The sequence below is a fragment of the Bacteroides sp. AF25-38AC genome, from assembly GCF_003602995.1.
GTDB lineage: Bacteria > Bacteroidota > Bacteroidia > Bacteroidales > Bacteroidaceae > Bacteroides > Bacteroides uniformis.
Window position 1 is genome coordinate 43,358 of the sequence record NZ_QTMD01000011.1, and the last position, 21,645, is coordinate 65,002.

General features: G+C 49.3%; 8 protein-coding genes. 1 reads left to right on the forward strand and 7 read right to left on the reverse strand.

What is annotated here, in order from left to right:
* Window positions 1-81: 81 nt before the first annotated feature.
* From DWY55_RS09465 to DWY55_RS09490, 6 genes are all read right to left on the reverse strand, one after another.
* Entirely contained in the window at window positions 82-2,544 is a 2,463-nt protein-coding gene (locus DWY55_RS09465) for a glycosyl hydrolase family 95 catalytic domain-containing protein (protein ID WP_117878231.1), read from the reverse strand.
* A gap of 174 nt (window positions 2,545-2,718) precedes the next feature.
* Window positions 2,719-4,932 (reverse strand): glycoside hydrolase family 3 C-terminal domain-containing protein, encoded by a 2,214-nt coding sequence (locus tag DWY55_RS09470; RefSeq protein ID WP_117878233.1) that lies wholly within the window; start codon window positions 4,930-4,932, stop codon window positions 2,719-2,721.
* A gap of 47 nt (window positions 4,933-4,979) precedes the next feature.
* Window positions 4,980-7,562, reverse strand: coding sequence for a glycoside hydrolase family 2 TIM barrel-domain containing protein (locus DWY55_RS09475; protein ID WP_117878235.1), 2,583 nt, complete (start codon window positions 7,560-7,562; stop codon window positions 4,980-4,982).
* Window positions 7,563-7,703: 141 nt separating this feature from the next.
* Entirely contained in the window at window positions 7,704-10,586 is a 2,883-nt protein-coding gene (locus DWY55_RS09480) for a TIM-barrel domain-containing protein (RefSeq protein ID WP_117878237.1), read from the reverse strand.
* 138 nt (window positions 10,587-10,724) lie between these two features.
* On the reverse strand, window positions 10,725-14,804 hold the full coding sequence (locus DWY55_RS09485) for a hybrid sensor histidine kinase/response regulator transcription factor (RefSeq protein WP_181986305.1): 4,080 nt from the start codon (window positions 14,802-14,804) through the stop codon (window positions 10,725-10,727).
* Window positions 14,805-15,023: 219 nt separating this feature from the next.
* The gene (locus DWY55_RS09490) at window positions 15,024-16,805 is read right to left on the reverse strand and encodes a cellulase family glycosylhydrolase (protein WP_005833637.1); all 1,782 of its coding nucleotides are present in this window, start codon (window positions 16,803-16,805) and stop codon (window positions 15,024-15,026) included.
* A gap of 252 nt (window positions 16,806-17,057) precedes the next feature.
* On the opposite strand from DWY55_RS09490, the gene DWY55_RS09495 reads away from it, so the two are divergent.
* The gene (locus tag DWY55_RS09495) at window positions 17,058-18,626 is read left to right on the forward strand and encodes a glycoside hydrolase family 43 protein (protein ID WP_057253881.1); all 1,569 of its coding nucleotides are present in this window, start codon (window positions 17,058-17,060) and stop codon (window positions 18,624-18,626) included.
* 394 nt (window positions 18,627-19,020) lie between these two features.
* Here DWY55_RS09495 and DWY55_RS09500 read toward each other — a convergent pair whose 3' ends face one another.
* Complete coding sequence (locus DWY55_RS09500; RefSeq protein ID WP_117703777.1) at window positions 19,021-21,642, reverse strand: hypothetical protein; 2,622 nt, start codon at window positions 21,640-21,642, stop codon at window positions 19,021-19,023.
* Window positions 21,643-21,645: the final 3 nt, after the last annotated feature.

Here is a 21,645-nt window from a genome sequence, read left to right on the forward strand (position 1 = left end):
ACATATTTTACTTTATGACTTTTGTTCTTCTGTTCTTTTGTTCTTCTGTCTAAAACATCTTCTGTTCTTCTGTCCGAATCATCAGAAGAAACACACCGTCGCTTCTTCTCCCTTGTTCAAGTCCAACGAGAATGCCGGTTTCTTGTAAGTATATGTATGTCCTCCTACCGTCACTTCGGCACGGACAGCACTTGCGGGCATCTTTACTGTAAATTTACCCGGAACAAGAGCGGTAACAACAGCCCTCGTTGCCCGTCCATCCTTCCAGTCCAGGTCTATGGAAGCGCCGCCGCGTACGCGCATTCCACGGAAGTTGCCGGCAGTCCAGCTATCCGGCAGGGCAGGAAGCAGATGGATAAAGCCCTCATGACTTTGCAACAGCATTTCGCCGACTCCCGCCGCGCCACCGTAGTTGCCATCAATCTGGAAAGGCGGATGCGAACAGAACAAATTAGGGAAAGTGCCGCTACCATGACCTCCCGTCGCAGCATCGACAGCAGGATGCAGCAAACTCTTGAAGAGTTTCCAAGCACGGTTTCCGTCGCCCAAACGAGCCCAGAAGTTTATCTTCCAAGCACGGCTCCAACCGGTACCCTCATCTCCACGGCGGTTCAAGGTCATCCGGCAGGCTTCGGCAAGCTCGGGGGTGGACTCCGGCGAAATCAGGTTTCCCGGATGCAGGCCGTAGAGATGGGAAACGTGGCGGTGGTGCACATCCACTTCCTTATAATCTTCCAGCCATTCCTGCAAGTATCCTTCCTTACTGATTTGCATGGGTGGGAATCTCTTCAGGTCCACCTCAAGCTTCGCCACATAATCCGCATCACAATCCAGCAGGCGAGCGGCGGCGATGACATTAGTATAAAGCTCAGTGAGCAGTTGCACATCCATAGTGGGACCCATACAAATGCTGACGGGAGTCACGCTGTCACCCGGCACATAGAAACTGTTTTCCGGAGAAGAAGTGGGGGCAGTTACCAGCCAGCCATGCGAAGGCTCCTGCACCGTAGTGGAACTAAAGAACCGGGCGGCACCTTTCAGGACGGGATAGATGCGGCGCAGATAATCCTTGTCCTGCGTATACAGATAGTGTTCCCACAGATGGGCACACAGCCAGGCGCCACCGGTATTGGTGGCTCCCCAGGAGGGGTGTTCACCGGGAGCGGTATAATTCCATACGTTGGTCATCATGTGGAGCACCCAGCCATCCGCCTCATCGCCATAGAAGGTACGCGCACTTGCCTCTCCCGAAGGGATAAGGCGCTCCATCAGCGTCGTCAGCGGCTGATAGAGTTCGGAGAGGCCGGCTTGCTCCAAGGGCCAGTGGTTCATCTGGATATTGATGTTCGTATGATAGTCTCCATTCCAGGGAGTCGATACTCCATTTGCCCAGAGTCCTTGCAGATTGGGCGGCAAGCTGCCGGGGCGGGTACTGCTGATAAGCAGATAGCGTCCGTAGTTATAGTACAAAGCAGCCAATGCCGGCGACTCCTGCTGTGTAAAGCGGAGGATGCGCTCGTTCGTCGGGAGCGTATCATCCGGCGTGGCAGGAAGCGTCAAGGAAACACGGTCGTAGAGGGAACGGTGAGCGGTGACATGGCTGGATAATGAAGAATGGAGAATGGCACATGGAGAATTAGCGGGGGCGGTGAAAGGACGGAGCAAGCTGTCGCAGACTTCCGCATAGCGTTCGCCTGGGAAGTCGGTACCGGCAGCGGCATAGGAGGTAGCGGCAGAAAGTATCAACCAGGCTTCCTGCCCATTCTTCAAGCGGATACCGTTTTCCGGGCTGACAGACGATTCACCACCGTTCTGCACGAGTTGCATGGCCACACGGTATTTCATACCGTCCAAACCGGTTTTACCGCTTTCCAACATGCCGTCCATCAAAAGGGTGTTCCCTTGGACAGTCACCGAGCTATGTTCCGCACGGCTCAAACGGGCAGAGAAATTCAGAGCACCTTCACGTCCGGCAACCAGATGAATCAGCATGACATCACGGTCACGGGAAACAAAATACTCACGACGGTAATCGACATCTTCCAGCCTGAAAGCCGTGTATGCCACCGCATCGCGTAAGTTGAGCCAACGGCGATAGTTGTTTAATGGAGAGTTGAGAATGGATAATGAAGAATTGTAGGTAAAATCTATATCCAAATCGCCCAATACCTGATAGGTTCCATATCTCCCGTCAGTCTCCTGCTTCTTCGGAACAAAACTGCTGTACATCAGCTCCTGTGCCTCTCGGTTCTTTCCCTCAAACAACAGTTGCCGGATGGCAGGCAGACTCTTCGAAGCATCCGGATTGCTATAATCCGCCTCCATTCCGCTCCATAATGATATTTCATTCAGCACAATGTGCTCACGGAGAATGCCTCCGTCGGGCATCATGCCCAAGCGTCCGTTGCCCAAAGGAAGAGTCTCCTCCCAGATAGCGGCAGGCGACGTATAGTACAACTGATGATTACAACTGTCGGCAGGCGCATCGGCTGCACGAAGCAGCAACGAGGCTGCAAGCAGAAATAGAGTGGCAAGTGTCTTCATATTGTTTTTTGATTCTGATTTCAGGCTGCAAACTTACTGCATACACTTTGCAGCATTACTGCATACCTTTTGCAGTGACGCTGCAAAGCAATTGCAGTAGCGCTGCAAAAGGTATGCAGTACCACTGCAAAACAGTTGCACTGATTTTGCAGTGGTTACGCACTGATTATAAGATTATTGCATTTCGAACGAAACTACACCACGGACGTCGGCAGACGAAGCGCAAACGTATGCCTTGAACTTACCCGGTTCGTACTTCCAAGCTGCGGAAGCCTCATCGTAGAACTTCAAATCATCCGGAGTAAGGGTGAAAGTCACGCTCTTCTCCTCGCCCGGTGCCAAAGCGACTTTTGCAAAATGTTTCAGTTCCTTTACAGGACGAAGCACACTGCATTTATCATCGCCTACATAAAGCTGTACAATCTCTTTTCCGGCAATGCTACCCGTATTCTTCACGGCAACTGTCACCGTCAGCGTACCGTCGGCAGCCATGGCCTTGGCAGAAGCCACCGGTTTGCCATATGTAAAGGTAGTATAGCTCAAGCCATGACCGAAGGGGAAGAGTGCCGGAACCTTCTTGGTGTCGTGCCAACGATAGCCCACCAGAATATCTTCCTTATACTCCTGCTTAATACTGTCGCCCGGATAACTGAGTTCATCGAAAGCATGTGCACCGCAATCCGTCAACTTGGCAGGGAAAGAGAAGGGCAACTTTCCGCTTGGATTCACCGCACCACTCAGGATGTCAGCCAGAGACTTGCCACCCATGGAGCCTAAATACCAGCCTTGCACAATGGCAGGAACCCGGGATACCCACGGCATTTCCACCGCATTACCGCTGAGAAGCACCAGAACGAGATTCTTGTTTACACCCAGCAAAGCTTCAATCAGTTCATCCTGCCCGAAAGGCAAGCCGTATTCCAGACGGTCGCCGCCTTCACAATCCTGGAAGTGGTTCTTGTTCAATCCACCTACCAATACTACCAAGTCTGCCTTTTTCGCCATCTCCACGGCTTCTGCACGGAGTGAGTCTACCACATTCTGCGGAATTTCATCTGCACGGCCGTACATCGGACGACCGGCGGCATAGCCTTTCGCATAGGCTACCTTATCACCATAAACGGCACGCAAGCCATCCAGCGGAGATACCATATCCTTCACTTTCAGTTCGGAAGAGCCTCCTCCCTGATTCAGCAAGCGTACGGCATTATCGCCCACCACCAGGATATTCTGATACTTGGCTGCATCAATCGGCAGCAACGGGGCACCTTTCTTTACCACCGGAGCATTCTTCAACAGCACAATGCCCTCATTGCCTATCTCGCGGGCAGCGGCATAATGCTCTTCCGTAGCTACCGAACCATAGGGTTTCTGACGGTTCATCGCCGTACGGAATATCAAGCGGAGAATGCGGGAAGCCTTGTCGTCTATTGTAGACATCGGCACTTTACCATCTTTCAACATCTGGAGGTAAGGGTTGGCAAGGTAATAATCGTTATAGGTAAATACACTCTCGGACGTCAGACCGTTGGTGTAAGAACCCATTTCAATATCCAGACCGTTGACGGCAGCTTCATAGGTGTCGTGGGCACCGCCCCAGTCGGTAATGACACAGCCGTCGAACTTCCAGTCATCTTTCAGAATCTTGTTCAGTGTGAAATCGTTATGGCAGGCGTGCTGGCCGCGAATCTTATTGTAAGCGCCCATAATGCTCCAGGCACCTCCCTCTTCTACTGCAGCCTTGAATGCCGGCAGATAGATTTCATACAGAACACGGTCGCTAAGATTCACATCAATATGTCCGCGCCACAGTTCCTGGTTGTTCAGCGCATAGTGTTTGACACAAGCTGCCACTCCGTTCTTCTGCAACTCCTGGATGTAAGGTACGCACATCACACTGGCCAGATAAGGGTCCTCGCCCATATATTCAAAATTACGACCGTTCATCGGAGTACGGTAGATGTTGACGCCGGGGCCCAGCAACACATCCTTTTCACGATAGCGCGCTTCCTCACCGATGGCCTTGCCATACTTTGCAGACATGTCCGGATTCCAGGTAGCGGCCAGACAAGTCAAAGCCGGGAAAGCGGTAATGCTGTCATTGGTCCAGTTGGCATATCCCCAGTCATTCCAGTTGATTTCGGCACGGACACCGTGAGGGCCGTCGCTCATCCAAAGCTCGGGAATGCCGAGCCGCGGAACACCTGCACTGCTGAATTTACTCTGCGCATGGCAAAGGGCTACCTTCTCTTCCAGTGTCATCCGGCTGAGAGCATCCTTTACACGTGCTTCAATAGGTTGTGCATCGTCCATATAGACCGGTGTCTGTGCAGACACGGTACTGATGGAGCATGCAAGAAATAAGGTTGCTAAAAATTTATTCTTCATGTCTTAATTGGTTAATATGCTAATGTGCCAATTAGCACATCAAATTATCATTTAACTTTAATCGCCGTCGTCGCCTTCTCCAGTCCATCAGCCGTAGCCGTCACCTTGACACCACCCGGTTCACCGTTGTTCTGCAGTACCACCAGGCACTTTCCGTAGAAAGCCTTGCGGTGGTTGTCCTTGAACTTCTCCATAGAGATGGGGCTTCCGTTATCCACTCCAGCAATGAAGCCGGCACCTTCTACGGCAAAGGTCACATCGTTTTCGGCATTCGGACACAAATTTCCATCTTTGTCCAGAATCTCAACCGTAATGAAACTCAAGTCTTTGCCATCTGCCTGAATGGTACTGCGGTCGGGGCTGAGACGAATCTGCGCAGGTTCGCCCGCTGTCCGGATTTCCTGCTCGGCCACAGTCTTTCCTTCCTTGCGGGAAACAGCCTTTACCGTACCCGGCTCATACTTCACGCGCCACATGACGTGGAAATCGTCTTTTCCCTTGTTGCGCACACCCTGCGACTTTCCATTCACGAAAAGCTCCACTTCGTCGGCATTGTTATAATATGCCCACAAATCTATGTCTTGTCCCTCCGTCCAATTCCAATGTGGGAAAAGATGCAACACCGCCTTGTCCGGACGCCACTCGGACTGATACATGTAGTAGACATCCTTCGGGAAGCCGGCCAAGTCGATAATGCCAAAGTAAGAGCTGCGTGCCGGCCAACCGTAAGGAGTAGGCTCACCGATATAATCGAAGCCCGTCCAGACGTATTGTCCACTGATAAAGTCGTTGTTCTTCACATGACGCATAGTACCTTCGTGACGGTTGCCCCAAGGAACATGACAGTTGTCGTAGGAGGAGCAAGAGAACGAGGCATCATAGAAAGGCTTGTCCCAACGTTCGGGCCAGATGAACATCGAATCACTCGGCATCCGGTAGTAACCGCGTGTCATCAGGCCGGAAACACTTTCCGTCACGATGAACGGCTTGCCGGGGAAGTTCTCGGGAACACCTGCAAACCAGTCGTCATGGTAATTGAAGCCGATAATATCAAGCGCACCGGAACGGAACAAATGATTGTTCGGGTTCGGCTCGTTGCAGCCTGCCGTCACGGGGCGCGTGGCATCGAGCTTTCTCACCATATCCGCCAGTTTCTTTGTCAGCAGTGAGTTGACGGACATTTCTCCGTCCTTTGCCAGCATATCCGCACTATGGCCGAAGTTCAAGACCAGGTTGGCCTCTGCCAGACTCAAGGTGTCGGCTTTGGCATCCGTCCACTGCTCCAGCACTTCGTTGCCGATGCTCCACATGAAGATGGAAGGATGATTGCGGTCACGCACGATAAGGTCAGTCAAATCGCGTTCATGCCATTCGTTGAAATAGCGTGAATAGTCGTGGCGGGTCTTTTTCTTGCGCCACATGTCGAAAGTCTCGTCCATCACGATGAAGCCCATACGGTCGCAAAGGTCGAGCAGCTCCGGTGCAGGAGGGTTATGGGAACAACGGATTCCGTTGCAACCCATTTCTTTCAGAATCTCCAACTGGCGCTCGATGGCGCGCGTATTCACCGCAGCTCCCAGGCAACCCAGGTCATGATGCATGCAGACACCGTTTATCTTCACTTGTTCACCATTCAGGATAAATCCTTTTTGTGCATCGAAGCGGAAAGTACGGATGCCGGTAGGAGTATAATAACGGTCGAGTACCTCGCCGGTCTCTTTATTCTTGAGGATGCTTTCTACCTTATACATATAAGGTGCATCAATACTCCAGAGATTAGGATTCTTCAATTCTATTTCCTGCTCCATTTCTGCCGGAGCGACAGGCATCAGCTGAGCTTCCGACACAGCCTCACCCACCACATGACCGTCGGCATCCACTAACCGGGATTGCAGGACGACATCAATCAGAGGAATAATTTCCGAATCGAACACAACATATGTACCGTCGGCCTGCTGCACGGAATCTTCCGTCTGCATCTCTACATCGTACTGTAAACTGGTACGTATCTTCAACCGGGCACTGTTCTTCGACACTTCTTCTGCCGTCACGTAGGTACCCCACTGTGCCACATGCACCGGATTCAGTTTCGTCAACCACACATTACGGTAGATACCGCAACCGGAATACCAACGTGAATTGGGTTGTTCGGCATTGTCCACTCTTACAGCAATCACATTCTTCTCCCCCCATTTGATATAAGGAGTCAAATCATAACTAAACGAGATGTATCCATAGGGGCGTGTTCCCAGTTCATGCCCATTAATATAAACGGTGGAGTTCATATAGACACCATCGAAATCTATGCGATAGCGCTTGCCCTCATCGACCTTATCGGCAATAAAAGTCTTACGATACCAACCTATACCACCAGGCAGAGCACCTCCCCCTGTTCCTGACGGATTGTCCCGACTGAACTCTCCTTCAACAGCCCAATCGTGGGGCAAGTTCAGTTTCCGCCAGTCTGCGTCATTATAATCCAGACGGGCTGCCGCCGTATCATCTCCCAAGCGAAAGGCCCAGTCGGCCGTAAAATCCAAGCTACGGTCATCGCCAGCTACCTCTTTAGGAGCATTGCAACCGGCCAATAGGGACAGCCCGATGGCCAAAGACAATATGATTTTATTCATGGTAATAAATATCTAAAAGATTATCGAGTGCCTACTCCTCTCTCACAGCTATTCAGAAGTGGGGAAGTGCCCGGCACCGAGGAACGACGAGATCGGTACCGGGAAGACTTCTCTCCCTGGCACCGTCGTCTATCATTCTGATTATAATTTTACGGTTTGTGCTTTTCCGTCATACTTCACCGTTGTGCCTTTCGCCTTCAAATCGAACGGTTGCGGCTGGTCTTTGCTTACCTTCACCACATTGAAAGTACGTTCCTTCAGCATACCGGGGAAGTCACCCGTACGGTCGCCGATAACCAGTGTACCCTCAGCATCGTTATAGGCAAACGGTATAGTGGCATATTGTCCCTTCTCGTAGTTATAGTTCACACCTTCATCCTCATAGAGCGTAAACGCGCCGTCCTTACCCGTATAAACATAGAGAGTGATTTCCGAAGCCGGTTTTTCATCACTGTATTGCATATCCGGACCATAAGGTACAATGGCACCTTCGCAAACGTAGAGCGGGATACGTTCATAAGGAGCATCCACTGTCAGCTTCTGGCCACCGTCCACATACTTGCCGGAGTAGAAGTCATACCAACCGCAGCTTGCCGGGAAATAAACCTCGCGGTTGCGTGCACCGTATTCGTAAACCGGAGCCACCATCAGGGCAGAACCGAACATGAACTGGTCACCTATATTGTTGACGTTTGCATCAGCTGTGAAGTCCATTACGAGCGGACGCATGATGGTATAATCATTGAAATAAGTCATACCAGCCAAAGAATAGATATACGGCATCATGTTGTAACGCAACTTCGTATAGTAAACGATGGAGTTGTAGCACGGATGTCCTGCCGGAGCAATGTTCCAAACCTCACGGTACGGATACTGGCCGTGTGCACGGAACAACGGGCAGAAAGCGCCGAACTGATACCAACGGGCATTCAACTCTCTCCATTCCTTATAATCGGCATTTTCACGTCCGGTCTTGTTGAATTCCATCTGACCAGCCACATAACGGTTCTCTACACAGAATCCACCGATGTCCATAGTCCAATAAGGGATACCGCTGACAGCAAAGTTCAAGCCGGCAGAGATTTGCGCTTTCATATCTTCCCAACGGGTAGCGATGTCACCACTCCAGGTGGCGGTAGAATAGCGCTGCAATCCTGCAAAGCCGGAACGTGTCAACAAGAAGACGCGCTTGTCCGGTTCCACGCCGCGCTGTCCGTCATAGATAGCTTCTGCATTCATCAGTGCGTATGCATTGAAGAACTTGGCAGAGGGGCCGAGTGCTGTCGGACCGCAAAGGTCCTTGCGGTATTGCAAATCCGTACAGTCGCGTATGTTCGGTTCGCTGGCATCCATCCACCAAGCGTCAACACCCAGAGGATAGTAGTGGTCTTGCATCTGCTTCCAGAAGAGCTTGCGTGCATCGGCATCGTATGCGTCATAGAAAGAGCCCAGATAGCCAGGACCGACCCAGTCTTTGATGCTGTCTTTGATAGCCTGCTGATACATCCAACCTTTTTCGTCAAATTCCTTGAAGTGTTCGGTCGTAGCATAGAACTTGGGCCATACGGAAATCATCAGACGTCCGTTCATGGCGTGGATGGAGTCGACCATTCCTTTCGGGTCGGGGAAACGTTCAGGGTCGAACTCATGGCTTCCCCATGCATTCTGCTTCCAGTGCAGCCAGTCGATTACGATATTGTCGATAGGAATCTGACGTTCACGGAATTCCTTCAAGGTGGAGAGAACCTCCTCACGCGTATTGTACTTCTCACGGCTCTGCCAGTAACCCATCGCCCATTTCGGCATAATCTGGGATTTACCTGTCAATGTACGGTAGCCGCTAATCACATCGTCCATATCATCACCATAAACGAAGTAGTAGTCTATTTCATTCTGCATTTCACCCCACCAAGAGAGTTTGTTCTGTTCTTCATCAGCCACCGGACTCAATACCCGCAGACCGCAGTAAGAAACACCGGCATCAGGCTTCCACTCTATCTTCAACGGAACGCGCTTGCCCGCTTCCAGATTAACAGCAAACTTATAACTGTTAGGATTCCAAGCCGTACGCCAACGTTCGGGAACCACCAATTCATTATCAATATATACTTTCATGTAGCCTGCATAGTAAAGGATGAAGCGGAACAAGCCGCTTTCTGCCGGTTCTATTTCTCCCTCATAAACTACGTCGGACCCTCCGAACGGGAACTCCGCAGGCAAATTAACCACCTTACTCAGATGTGCGGCACGGTCCAGATGTTCAAAATAAAGAGAATCCTCACGACGTACAAGGGTTTCCACGTCTTTCTTGCCCGGAATATATGTACCGGTCAAAGCACCTTCCTTGCCCTCTTTATCATAAAGTTTGAAGACATCACCCAGTTGTGAGTAGTCACGCGGGTCACCGAAACGGCAGAGCGAATAGCTGTCCCAAAGCACACCGTAGTTTTTATTAGACACGATGAAGGGTACAGACACCTTTGTATTGTACTGGAACAGTTCCTCATTCTTACCTTTATAGTTGAACTCATCCGCCTGGTGCTGGCCCAAGCCATAGAAAGCCTCATCATTGCCTGCCGACTGGAATACCTGACGTACTGTATATCCTTTCGTACCTTCCACTTCCACCGGAGTAAAGGTCCGCCCGTCAGAGTCTTCAGCCAGAATCTGCTTGCCGTCGGCATCCGTGAAGCGTACCTCACCCGTTGTCTTGGACACAATGGCACATAATTCCGATGTCTTGACAGTCACTTCATCGCCCTGCTCTTCGACCTTAAAGTCGGTCTTATTCTGTTGAGGGATCACAATGAGACTCTGCTCCTTTGAAAATTCCTTCTCAGGAGTAGCCGATACATGAATGAGCTTCTCGCCCATTACTTCTAATCTTACTTTACGCACATCCGTCGGTTGCTGCTGCTTGACTTCCACAACAACACCGTTCTCGGTCTTTTGGAATCCGCCTCCGGAACATGCGGCGAGCATCCATCCGGCAAGCAAATAAACTGAAGTGTTTTTCAATTTCATATTACTGTTTTTAAAGTGAATTTTCTCCAATGCAAAAATAGAAAGTTTACTTCAAAAACGAGTCCTCCCGATGTTGAAACAAAAGGGCGCTTTTGATTACCCTAAAAGACAATATGTTTCCGTAAGGGGTATCTTTTGTTATCTACCCTCTCTTTCCTGATAAACAGAGGGCAAAACACCGAATTCATCCTTGAAATATTTGCTGAAATACTTGGGGTTGTTAAAGCCCAACTGATACGCTATCTCCGATACATTTTGCTGACTCTCGCGCAGCATCTGCGCCGCTCTTTTCAGACGGATGACACGGATAAATTCAATAGGTGTCTTACCGGTTATCTGCAAGAGTTTCTTGTAAAGATGTACCCGGCTCATACCCAACCCCCGACTCAACTCTTCTACGGACAAGTCACACCGACCGATGTTCGCCTCCACATATTTGATGGCATTTTCCACCAGCTTTTCATCCAACGAAGTAATGGCTATTTCACTTGGTTCGGGGTCAATGAGCGACTTTGCCTTGCGCTTCTTGCTCAGGTCAATCAACTTGCGCATACGCAGAATAAGGATTTCCACATTGAAAGGTTTCGTCACATAATCATCCGCACCGATGGTCAACCCCTCCACTTTATCTTCCACAGCCTGCCGTGCAGTGAGCAATATCATCGGAATGTCACTCGTGCGTTTATCGGTCTTCACCCAGCGGCACAATTCATTCCCATCCATCTCGGGCATCATTACGTCGCTGACAATAATATCCGGCATCAGTTCCGATATTTTCTGCCAAGCTTCCCGACCATTGGAAGCTGACTGTATACGGAAATACAAGCTCAGACTATCTTTCATGAAGGCAACCAAATCTTCATTATCATCCACAATCAGGGCCAACGGCTTTTCTTTTTCATCTTCATTATCCTCCATATCGTCCAGCAAATCAACCGAAAGCGCTTCCTCTTCCATACCCGGCAAAAGTTCCTCATGCTCTTCCACCTCTTCTGTAAGCGGTGCAGGCTTGGGAGGACTTACACGTACATGTTTAACCGGGAGCTCAACCAGAAACACACTACCGGAACCCACATTGTCGACAACGCGCACCGTACCCTCATGCAGCGTCACAAAGTCGCGTACCAGGCTCAAGCCAATACCGCTACCCGTTGACTGGTGCTCCGGTTCTTCCTGCTCCACCTGATAGAAACGTTCAAAAATCCGCTCCTTGTCTTCATCCCTGATACCGACACCGGTATCCGATACCTTTATCAGCAATCTTCCGGACATCTCTTTCGACATTTCCAATGCCACATCCACACGTCCCCCGTCCGGAGTAAATTTGAAAGCATTGGACAGAAGATTCATCACAACTTTACCAATTTTATCCTCGTCGAATGACATATTCAGCGATTCCATGGCCGAAAAGAATGTCAGATGCACATGTTTCTTTTCAGAAAGCATCAGGAAAGAAGCACAGATGCTACGCACATACGCCACAATATCCCCCTCGGACAAAGTGAGATGCAATCCTGTCATCTCATTCTTACGGAAATCGAGCAACTGGTTGACCAGATTCAACAAACGCTGCGCATTGCGGTACATCAGTTGTAGCTTGCCATGCAGTTTTTCGTCCGTAATCTCCTTCATCATACTTTCCATCGGCGATATAATCAGCGTAAGCGGCGTACGCAACTCATGGCTGACATTCGTAAAAAAGCGGAATTTCATCTGGCTCAACTCCTCCCTCTTCTTCGCATCTTCCTCTATCTGGCGGATTCTGAACTTATTACGTTCCCTCCGTTGTACGGCATAAAGTGAAAAGGAAACAACTCCTACTATCAGAAGAGCATAAACGATATATGCCCACGGAGTCATCCAGAAAGGCGGAAGAATGACAATCTTGAGCGAAGCCTCTTCAGTACCCGCATATCCGTCACTGTTTGTAGCCTTCACTTTTAAAATGTAAGTCCCCGGAGCCAGATTGGTATAGGTAACGCGATGCATATCGGACATACTCGTCAGCCAGTTCTCATTAAACCCTTCCAATTTATAGAAATACTGTGTCTTTTCGGGCAGCACGAAATTGTCCGACGCGAACAGCACCGTGAACACATTCTGCTTATAAGCCAAGACAACTTCTTCTGTTTCATTCAAAGCTTCCTTCAAGATGACACGTCCTGCATACTCCTTGCCCACCTTCACGTCTTCATTGAACAACTGGAAACCGGTAAACATAACCTTGGGCAACGTACGGTTATACTTTATGTTGCCCGGCTGGAAGCGATTCAGCCCATACAGTCCTCCCACTACAATCTCGCCCGTATGCAGTCGTTTGAGGGAACGCTGGTTGAAGTCACAACTCTGCAACCCGTCCTTGTCATTATAGGTATAGCAACGGAACACGGGCTGCTCCGTCTTGCTGTCAACGGACAACACCACGTTTATCAGTTCTCCTCCGGTGCTGATCCATATACTTTTGTTTTCATCTTCCGTAATACCTAATATCAATAGTTTGGAGAAACCGGGTTTGATAGGCACTTCGTACAATTCATCCCGTTTGCTGTCATATACATTCAAGCCTTCACGCGTGGCTATCCATAACAAACCGCGACTATCTTCGTAAACTTGATTGATATTTTGGTTGGAAAGTCTGGTCTTACCCGATTTTGTACCTGCAAAATTTGTAATCTCGCCGGTCCTCAGGTCCATGAAAGCCATCCCTGCCGAAGTACCGATAATCAGATTATTGTCACAGCTGATGCAGAGGGATGAGATATAGTCCGACACAAGGTTTGAATTACCTGTAGAATAGGTGGTAAATATCCCCGTCTGAGGATTCAGGCATTGCAATCCTCCCCCCAACGTACCGATCCAGATATTTTTGTCCGCATCTTCTGCCAATGCCCATACATTGTCATAGACCAGCGAGTTACTGTCTCCCTTACGGGACCGGTAATGGATAAAGCGGTTTCCATCATAGCAATTCAGTCCGCCCCAGAAAGTACCAGCCCACACTCTGCCGCTACTGTCCCGAAGAAGGCAGACTATGACATCACTCGAGATAGAGCGGGGATCTGCCGTATGCGAAAAAAACATACGTTCATCCGTCACGCTATTCCAGCGAATCAACCCGCGGTCGTTGGTCCCCACCCATACGATATCACCGCCTCCGTCCTCCACACAATTGATGTCGCCTACATCGGCAATGCCGAATTTGAAGACACTTTCATTATAGAAAGAGACACCCTTCTTGTAGGTTCCCACCCACATCGTACCGGCCTCATCTTCATAAAGAGCCGTTATTGTATTGTTGGACAGAGTACGCCCGTTATTAGGATCGTTCGCCAGACGGATTTTCCGTCCCGCCGGTTCTATCAATTCAACGCCATCCTGATCCCTGCCTACCCATATACATCCGTATTTATCCTGTGCCACTGCACGTACGGTATTGTAGGTGTCCGTTCGGGGAGAACGCTGTTCCCAAACCTTCCGAGAAAGGCTATAAATCCACATCCCCTCCACACTGAATATCCACGCCCGCCCACTATGGTCGACAAACAAATCAAAGGTAGCATTCTTTACTTCCCTGCAATCTTCGGCAATGTCCGGATTGGTCCACTTGATATTTTGCTTTTCCTCATCTATACAAACCAAGATACCGTTACTCAAAACCAACAGGATTCCTTCGCCGCATTCTTTCATGTCGGACACTTCGGCTTTCGCAAGCAGTTCATCCGCCTCCTTTACTGCCACGGCATTTTTCTGTCCTTCTCTATAGCTGTAAACACCTTTACCATTAATATAGATCCAGAAAGTCTTTTCCTTATCAATATAGATAAGCGAAGGATTTCCGGTCAGACCGACGTTCCACATCCAAGCTTCCACATTACGGTCAAAAACATCGGAAGCCGAGTTGTAAATGGCATACCCACTTCCCGTACGTATCCACAAATTACCGGACGCATCTTCTTGTATATCCTCGACATAACTATCGGGAAGAGATTTCTCGTCATCTTTCTGGCTGCGATAAATCTTTATATTGTAACCATCATAGCGGTTCAGCCCCGAAGCTGTACCAAACCACATGAATCCGTTTGAATCTTTATAAATAGCATTAACCTGATTATTGGAAAGTCCGTCTTTCACTTCCAAATGTTTAAACATGTAGTCATGTGAAGCAGCAGAGAAACATACCATCCAAACCCACAAGAGCAGTAGTTGCAGTCTTTTCATACTATCAGAGCTAAGGGAAGTTATTTTTGTTGCAAATGAAGTGAAAAACGAACAGAAAAGCAAGGAAAGACAAGGATTTTTAAAGAAGGAGAAGCATATCCCTCGCGGACATACTTCTCCGTAACCAATCAAAAAAACTATATCAACAATCCTTGTAACCTATAAAACCTATTTGTATGATACTTTTAAAAACTGTCTTTTATTCTATCCACCACTCAATCAGTAAGGGTATTGACCGGCTGCGGCTCCCTTCATGATGCCCTCAATGGCATAAGCCTCCTTCGCCGTACCCGTACCACGGTTCATGTCACCGCCGGTTTCCCAATAAAAGGGGACACAACCGTGGTTTTTCGCCTCTCGGGTGACTACCTCATTCCAATAGGAGCGGCTCTTGTTATGCATCTCCTGGTCAATATCAGGATAGGCAAGTTCAGAAGTCCCCTCTATCTTGTCTTCTTTTGCCCGCTTCATGGCACTATACTCGCCTACAATCACAGGAATTCCCTTATCTGCATAGGCCGTTTTCATCTTCTGGAATTGCTGCTTCACATAATCTTCTTCGTAACCGGTGGCATTATGAATGGAACCGGATACATGATTATCCTTACCCCAATAAAGGAATACATTGCTCCAGGTTTCGTCATGGTTCATCATGGTGAACTGATAGGGATCATAGAAGTGAACTTCCACCATCAGACGGTCGGGTACCTCATCCTTGGGCATCGTGTAGTCATTCACCGTCTTGTCAATATTGGTATAAGGACCTTGCACAATCAGACAACGGCTCGCATTATTTCCTCCGGTGGCACGCACGGCATCAATGAAGGTCTGTTCGTATTTCAAGATGACATCTATGGCCGATGTGCCAACGTTCCCCTGGTCTTGCTGTCCGGGTTCGTTACATCCGGCAAAGAGCAGGTGTTCGTCATAAGCATTCAGTTTATTGGCAATCTGTGTCCAGATAGCTTTCTGCTTGGCATCTACTTCGCTGCTGTAACCATGGGTGATACTCTCTTCAAGCCAACCGCCATCCCAATGGATATTGACAATGGCATACATATCATTGGCTACACAGTAGCCCACCACTTCGCTCACCCGGTCGAGCCATGCAGCATCTATCTCATAGGTCGATGGATTCACAATGTAGTAATCCCACGCGCAAGGGATGCGCACCGCATTAAATCCCAATGCCTTCAGCCCTTTGATATATGCCTCGCTCACTTTAGGATTTCCCCATAACGTTTCGCTCGCTATCTTGTTCTTGTTATCACAAGCTTCCAGCGTGTTGCCGATATTGATACCTGCATACATCTTGGCGGCAAGTGTCCTGGCATCGCTTTCCATATTGCCGGTTTCGCCCGCACCCTGCTTTACGGCCACAGTCTCCGTCAGGCTACCCAAAGTAAAAGAGATATGGCCTTCGCGCGCTCCCAAAGGATTGGGAGAGACGGTAAACTTGAAAATCTTGTCTTCCATGGCACGGGTATTGACCGCCTTTATCCAAGAAACATCGGAAACGGCTTGTACGTCACCATTGGTTTCCACCACCACAGAAACATCTCCTCCCGCAGCTGGCAGGTCGAAAGAGGTAGAGTTGGATATGATTAATCCGTCCGCAGCCGTTTGTTTCACTGTGAAGCTCCCTACTTCGCTGCCTCCGGCTTTCACCGTTACCTTGGCTTCACGGTCACTCGTGTCCGTATTGGCTTCTGCCATAACGGTATACTTCAAAATACTACTCGAAGCAGAACTTTCGGCAGTAACCTTACACCACTCCGGTGCACTGCTGGTAACTTCCAATGCAACGTTCGACTTGATGTTCAGCGTACTTGTTCCTCCGGTCTTGGAGAAAGTCATTCCATCCGTCAGAATGTTCGCGGGAATCGTTATTTCCGGAGTCACAGTATCATCATTGCCGGAACATGCGGCAACGAAAGAAGAGAAAAGCAGTGCCGACAGCACCAGGCAAATTTGGAATTTTTCAATGATATTCTTCATCATGTCTTTACGTATTAAAAATAATGGTTAAATCAGTGAGAGCAAAAGTAGCGGAAAAGGCGGAAAACACACCGATGCCATGTTATCTGCAACGGTATCATTTGTTTCCGAATAGGGCTCAAAAGTTATCATTGAATGACATCAGACACATCCGGCTTGCTTGAACCGAAAGAATACTTTATTTTTGTGTATAAACACTTCCTTCAACTACCCTGATTCATATATCTGATAAACTATTTAAAATACAATGCATTTATGAGAAAGATGATGTTACTTTTAGGACTGGCGCTCAGCCTGTCCTGCTTTTCACAAAACCGGCAAGGTTATCAAAATCCCGTTATTCCCGGTTTCCATCCCGACCCGAGTATCTGCCGCGCAGGAGATGACTTTTATCTGGTCAACAGTAGTTTCCAATATTTCCCGGGCGTACCGTTGTTCCACAGCAAAGACCTCATCAACTGGGAACAAATCGGACACTGCCTGACGCGCCCCTCACAACTGCCGCTTCACGACGCCGGCCCATGGGGAGGAATCTATGCACCTACCATCCGCTACAACAGCGGTACATTCTACATGATTACCACCAACGTGTCCGACAAAGGCAACTTCCTTGTACACACTACCGACCCGCGTGGCGAATGGTCAGAACCCGTATGGCTCAAGCAAGGCGGTATAGACCCGTCCCTCTATTTTGAAGACGGCAAGTGTTACCTCGTCAGCAATCCGGGCGTAGGTATCTATCTGTGCGAAATCAACCCCAAAACCGGCGAACAACTCAACGAGTCCAAACGCATCTGGAACGGCACGGGCGGACGGCACCCTGAAGGGCCGCATATTTACAAGAAAGACGGATGGTATTATCTGCTGATTTCCGAAGGCGGCACGGAATACGGCCACAAAGTGACAATAGCCCGTAGCCGCGATATAGACGGCCCGTACGAAGAGAACCCCGCCAATCCCATCCTGACCCACATCAACAAGAATGCACAAAACAGCCCGATACAAGGAACCGGCCATGCCGACCTGATACAAGCCCCTGACGGTTCGTGGTGGATGGTGTGTCTCGCTTTCCGTCCGCAAAGCGGCAACCATCACCTGCTGGGACGCGAAACGTTCCTTGCTCCCGTGCGCTGGGACAAGAATGCCTGGCCGGTAGTAAACGGAGATGGCACAATAGCCCTGCAAATGGATGTGCCAACCCTACCGCAATATCCTCTTGCCCCCAAGCCTGCACGCACCGATTTCAAAAACGGCAAATTAGGTCCCGAATGGGTTCATATCAGAAACTATCATCCGGAAAACTATACCTTTGCTTCCGGTAACCTCCGTCTGAAAGCAACCCCCGTAAACCTGAACAACGGGAAAGGCAGTCCTACTTTTGCCGGCCGCCGGCAAGAACATATCGACTTCACAGCCACCACTTCCATGCAACTGAAAAAAGCCGCCAGTGGCGACGAAGCCGGCCTGACGGTCTACATGTTCGAATCGTCCCATTACGATTTATTAGTCAAGCAATTGGCAGACGGGAAACAAGCTGTAGTATTGCGCTACCAATTGAATGAATTGACCCATACGGAAAAGGAAGTTATTCTGCCCCAGGGGAAAGTACAACTCCGTGTAAAAGGCAGCAACGAAATCTATTCGTTCGAGTATGCCACAAACGGAAAGGACTTCAAAGAACTGGGCCGAATGAATACGCGCTATATCAGTACAGAAACTGCCGGTGGCTTTACGGGAATCATGCTGGGATTGTATGCCGTCTCCGGTTCTCAAACCTCAAAAGCATATGCAGACTTTGAATACTTTGATTACGAAGGAAAATAGCAGCCAATCTTAGAGAAAGCCCCTGCTTTTCTCCGCTTCCGCCCTTTTGTCTGTCCGGTTCAGTACAAAGATTCATGAACGGCCCACTTAGGTGAACAAGTTTGTTCACCTAAGTGGGCTGATTTGTTCACTACTATGAACAAGGCGGACCACTTTAGTGGAGATACCATAAAATCACTATGTTTATCGCAATAAGTACCCATCCCGTCCGAACAAAGTACAAGGCAAAGAGCTATCAAAGCGCCGCCTTACGGACCACCTCCTTTATTTTATTCTCTCTATGGTTCTTCAATCTATATCAGAACGATGCACACCGGTGAGGGCAAAACAAAAAATCCGGGATGGCCTGCATCCCGGATTTCCTATCTAACCAGTATATTTCCGTCTATCCCTCTTACCATTCAGGAACAGCGAAAAGAGTGTGGAACGTGAACTTCACTTCCATAGAACTGCTGAAACCAAGTTCCTTGATAACATCACCATCAGGAGTACCGAAAGCGCACCCTTTATCCTTTGTTGCCCCATAGCAATTCCAAAGTTCCAGACGATACTTCGGGGATTCATTGGCATCGAGCACTTTGGATGCATCAAATGTCACTTCCTTGCCATCCAGATAGAGGTTGTCAAGTGTGGCATGTAAACCGGGGAAATACTTGTAAATGTCAGCCACTTCAACGAAGGTCATGATGGAACCTGCCGCATAGTCGGCAGATTCGTACTTAATGTCGAACTGAGAAGCCACAAGGCTGTACTGGAAGTTCTCGTATTTCACCTCGAACGTAGCTCCTGCGTTATATCCCCATGCACTTCCCCAATCCGGATTGACAGTAACCAGATTGGGCGTATAAATACCTGCACCGGTACCGTCGGTAATGACGGTGCAGACAATCTCAAGCTTCTCCTTGAAATGGATGGCAGGCTCGGTACCTTGATTTTCTACATTGCTGAACGGACTGAGAGGAACAGCATTGCCTACAGAACCCGCCCCATAAGCATTGAACAACTGAACACGGTACTTGCCGTTTCCTTCAATGTCGCCATAATAGAAGCGGTTGGCATCAAACCGGATGGAAGTACCGTCCAGCTTGATGTCGTCAATGCGTACAAACGAATTGGGATAGCGCTTCGCCATACCGGCAAAGTCAAGCGTAAACACCATAGCATCGGTACAAGTTCCCTCGAAAACAAACGTGTGCTGTCCAGCCAAGTCTTCGGGTGAAATGGCTACAAGCAGTGCATCCCAACTTCCTGCCCATGATGAATCGGCGATATTGAGCAATACAGGAACCTGCGCATCGGCATCGGCCTTGGCCTGGCTGTAATAGTTCAACGAATAGCCATAGTCGCCATCGGGCAGGGCAATCTGCAAGCCGTCGGCAGTCAACGACAGAATGTTCAGCTTACCACTCTTCGTGCCAATCCAAGTATTGGCACAAAGCACATCTATGTCGATGTCAATCACTTTATTCGCCTCGTCAATCGTAAACTTACCGGTTTCATCGGTCACGGTACCGTCTTCGGCAATACGATGAATATTCACCGTACCGTCCTCCTTGAGCTCCATATAACCATAGTCCTTTCCGTAAGTATAACCTATCCAGCCATTATCCGTACCCATCTCCCAATGAATCTGCTGTTCAATGTTGGGTTGTCCGTTGGAAACTGTGCTCCAGTTGTCCGTAACACCCCACTGCGTGAAAGGTCCTTCAAACACGTGCTGCTTACCGTCCTGGCCATTGTCAAGATACCACTTCTGATAGAGCAGAGCCTTGTTGAACGGTACGTTCTTGGCTGTGGAAACAGCGCGTACAGCCATACCTTGATAAACTGCGGCAGTGATACGGTGATTGACAGAAGCTGCAAACTGGTAACCTACCGCAAATTCTGTATTGGAAGAGTTGACAGTACCGGTGAGGTAATATCCTTCAGTACCCAGCGCCGTCACATCGTTTGCCACACGCGTACCGGCTGCAGGCAGGAAGATGGAATTACCATTAGGACCGGTGAACTTGAAACCTGTCACTCCATTCTGCTCAGTCCACTCTTTCTGGCACAACGTGAAGAGTTCCTCGAAATCATCGGCAGTAGGCAGTGTGGCACGCCCTTGAAATGCACGGAAAGCCAAGTCGGAAGCCGTTTTATAAGTATCGGCCGAAGCATAGTCGGCAGGGTCGATGCTATTGTTGCATCCGGTCAGGTCACCGAATCCGAAAAGGCCACCCAGTCCAGTCTCGCTCTTGGCACCCACATTGAAGCGAGCCCACTTCACGGAGAGTCCCAGGTCGACAAGGTCATTGTCGAGATCGAAGTCATAGGCAGGAGTAGTGAAGCTCTTCACCTCACCATACACAATGCCGCTACCCAGATTGAGGTAAGCCGCATAATAGTATTGCGTTTCGGGCACCAACCCTTCATGGACGAATGAATAGCTGTCCTTAAGTTCCTCACTCTTCACTATAAGGCCTGCACGAACCGCTTCTACATCGGATGAAGTAGAGATAACAACACCACAAGTAGCATCGGCCGTAGCATCGGTCAATGTCCCACCCAATACAGCCGAGGCGAAGTCGACAGATGCGGCATCGGCAGTAGCCACCTTGGCATCGGTGGTGAGCAAGCTTTTCACCTCACCTTTGTAATACACCTTACCCTGCAAGCATACATAAGCCTGATAATAGAGCGTAGAGTTATTGTTCAACCCGTTCAACTGAGCACTGAAGGCGCTGCCGTCATAAGCAGCCTGCACGTCCTCGGGCAGGTTGTCTTGCGCAAAACCATAGAAGAAGCCGGTCTTATAGCTTCCGGCATCCATGCCATCCAACCCGGAGAGCGTGGCATGGAGTGTAGCGGTAGTGGCGGTCACATCGGACGACCCCGTCACCACCGACGATTCGTTCAGAATCGGGGTGGTGTGGATAGTATAGTCGTCATCTTCACTGCACGAAGCCAGCGAAAGACCCAGTACAAGTGAAAGTATTCCTAAATATATCTTTGTCTTCATATATACTAAATTCATTTA

Bases quoted from the DNA above. Each gene is read 5' to 3' on its own strand.
- DWY55_RS09465 (WP_117878231.1), bottom strand. From the start codon at position 2,544: ATGAAGACACTTGCCACTCTATTTCTGCTTGCAGCCTCGTTGCTGCTT.
- DWY55_RS09470 (WP_117878233.1), bottom strand. From the start codon at position 4,932: ATGAAGAATAAATTTTTAGCAACCTTATTTCTTGCATGCTCCATCAGT.
- DWY55_RS09475 (WP_117878235.1), bottom strand. From the start codon at position 7,562: ATGAATAAAATCATATTGTCTTTGGCCATCGGGCTGTCCCTATTGGCC.
- DWY55_RS09480 (WP_117878237.1), bottom strand. From the start codon at position 10,586: ATGAAATTGAAAAACACTTCAGTTTATTTGCTTGCCGGATGGATGCTC.
- DWY55_RS09485 (WP_181986305.1), bottom strand. From the start codon at position 14,804: ATGAAAAGACTGCAACTACTGCTCTTGTGGGTTTGGATGGTATGTTTC.
- DWY55_RS09490 (WP_005833637.1), bottom strand. From the start codon at position 16,805: ATGATGAAGAATATCATTGAAAAATTCCAAATTTGCCTGGTGCTGTCG.
- DWY55_RS09495 (WP_057253881.1), top strand. From the start codon at position 17,058: ATGAGAAAGATGATGTTACTTTTAGGACTGGCGCTCAGCCTGTCCTGC.
- DWY55_RS09500 (WP_117703777.1), bottom strand. From the start codon at position 21,642: ATGAATTTAGTATATATGAAGACAAAGATATATTTAGGAATACTTTCA.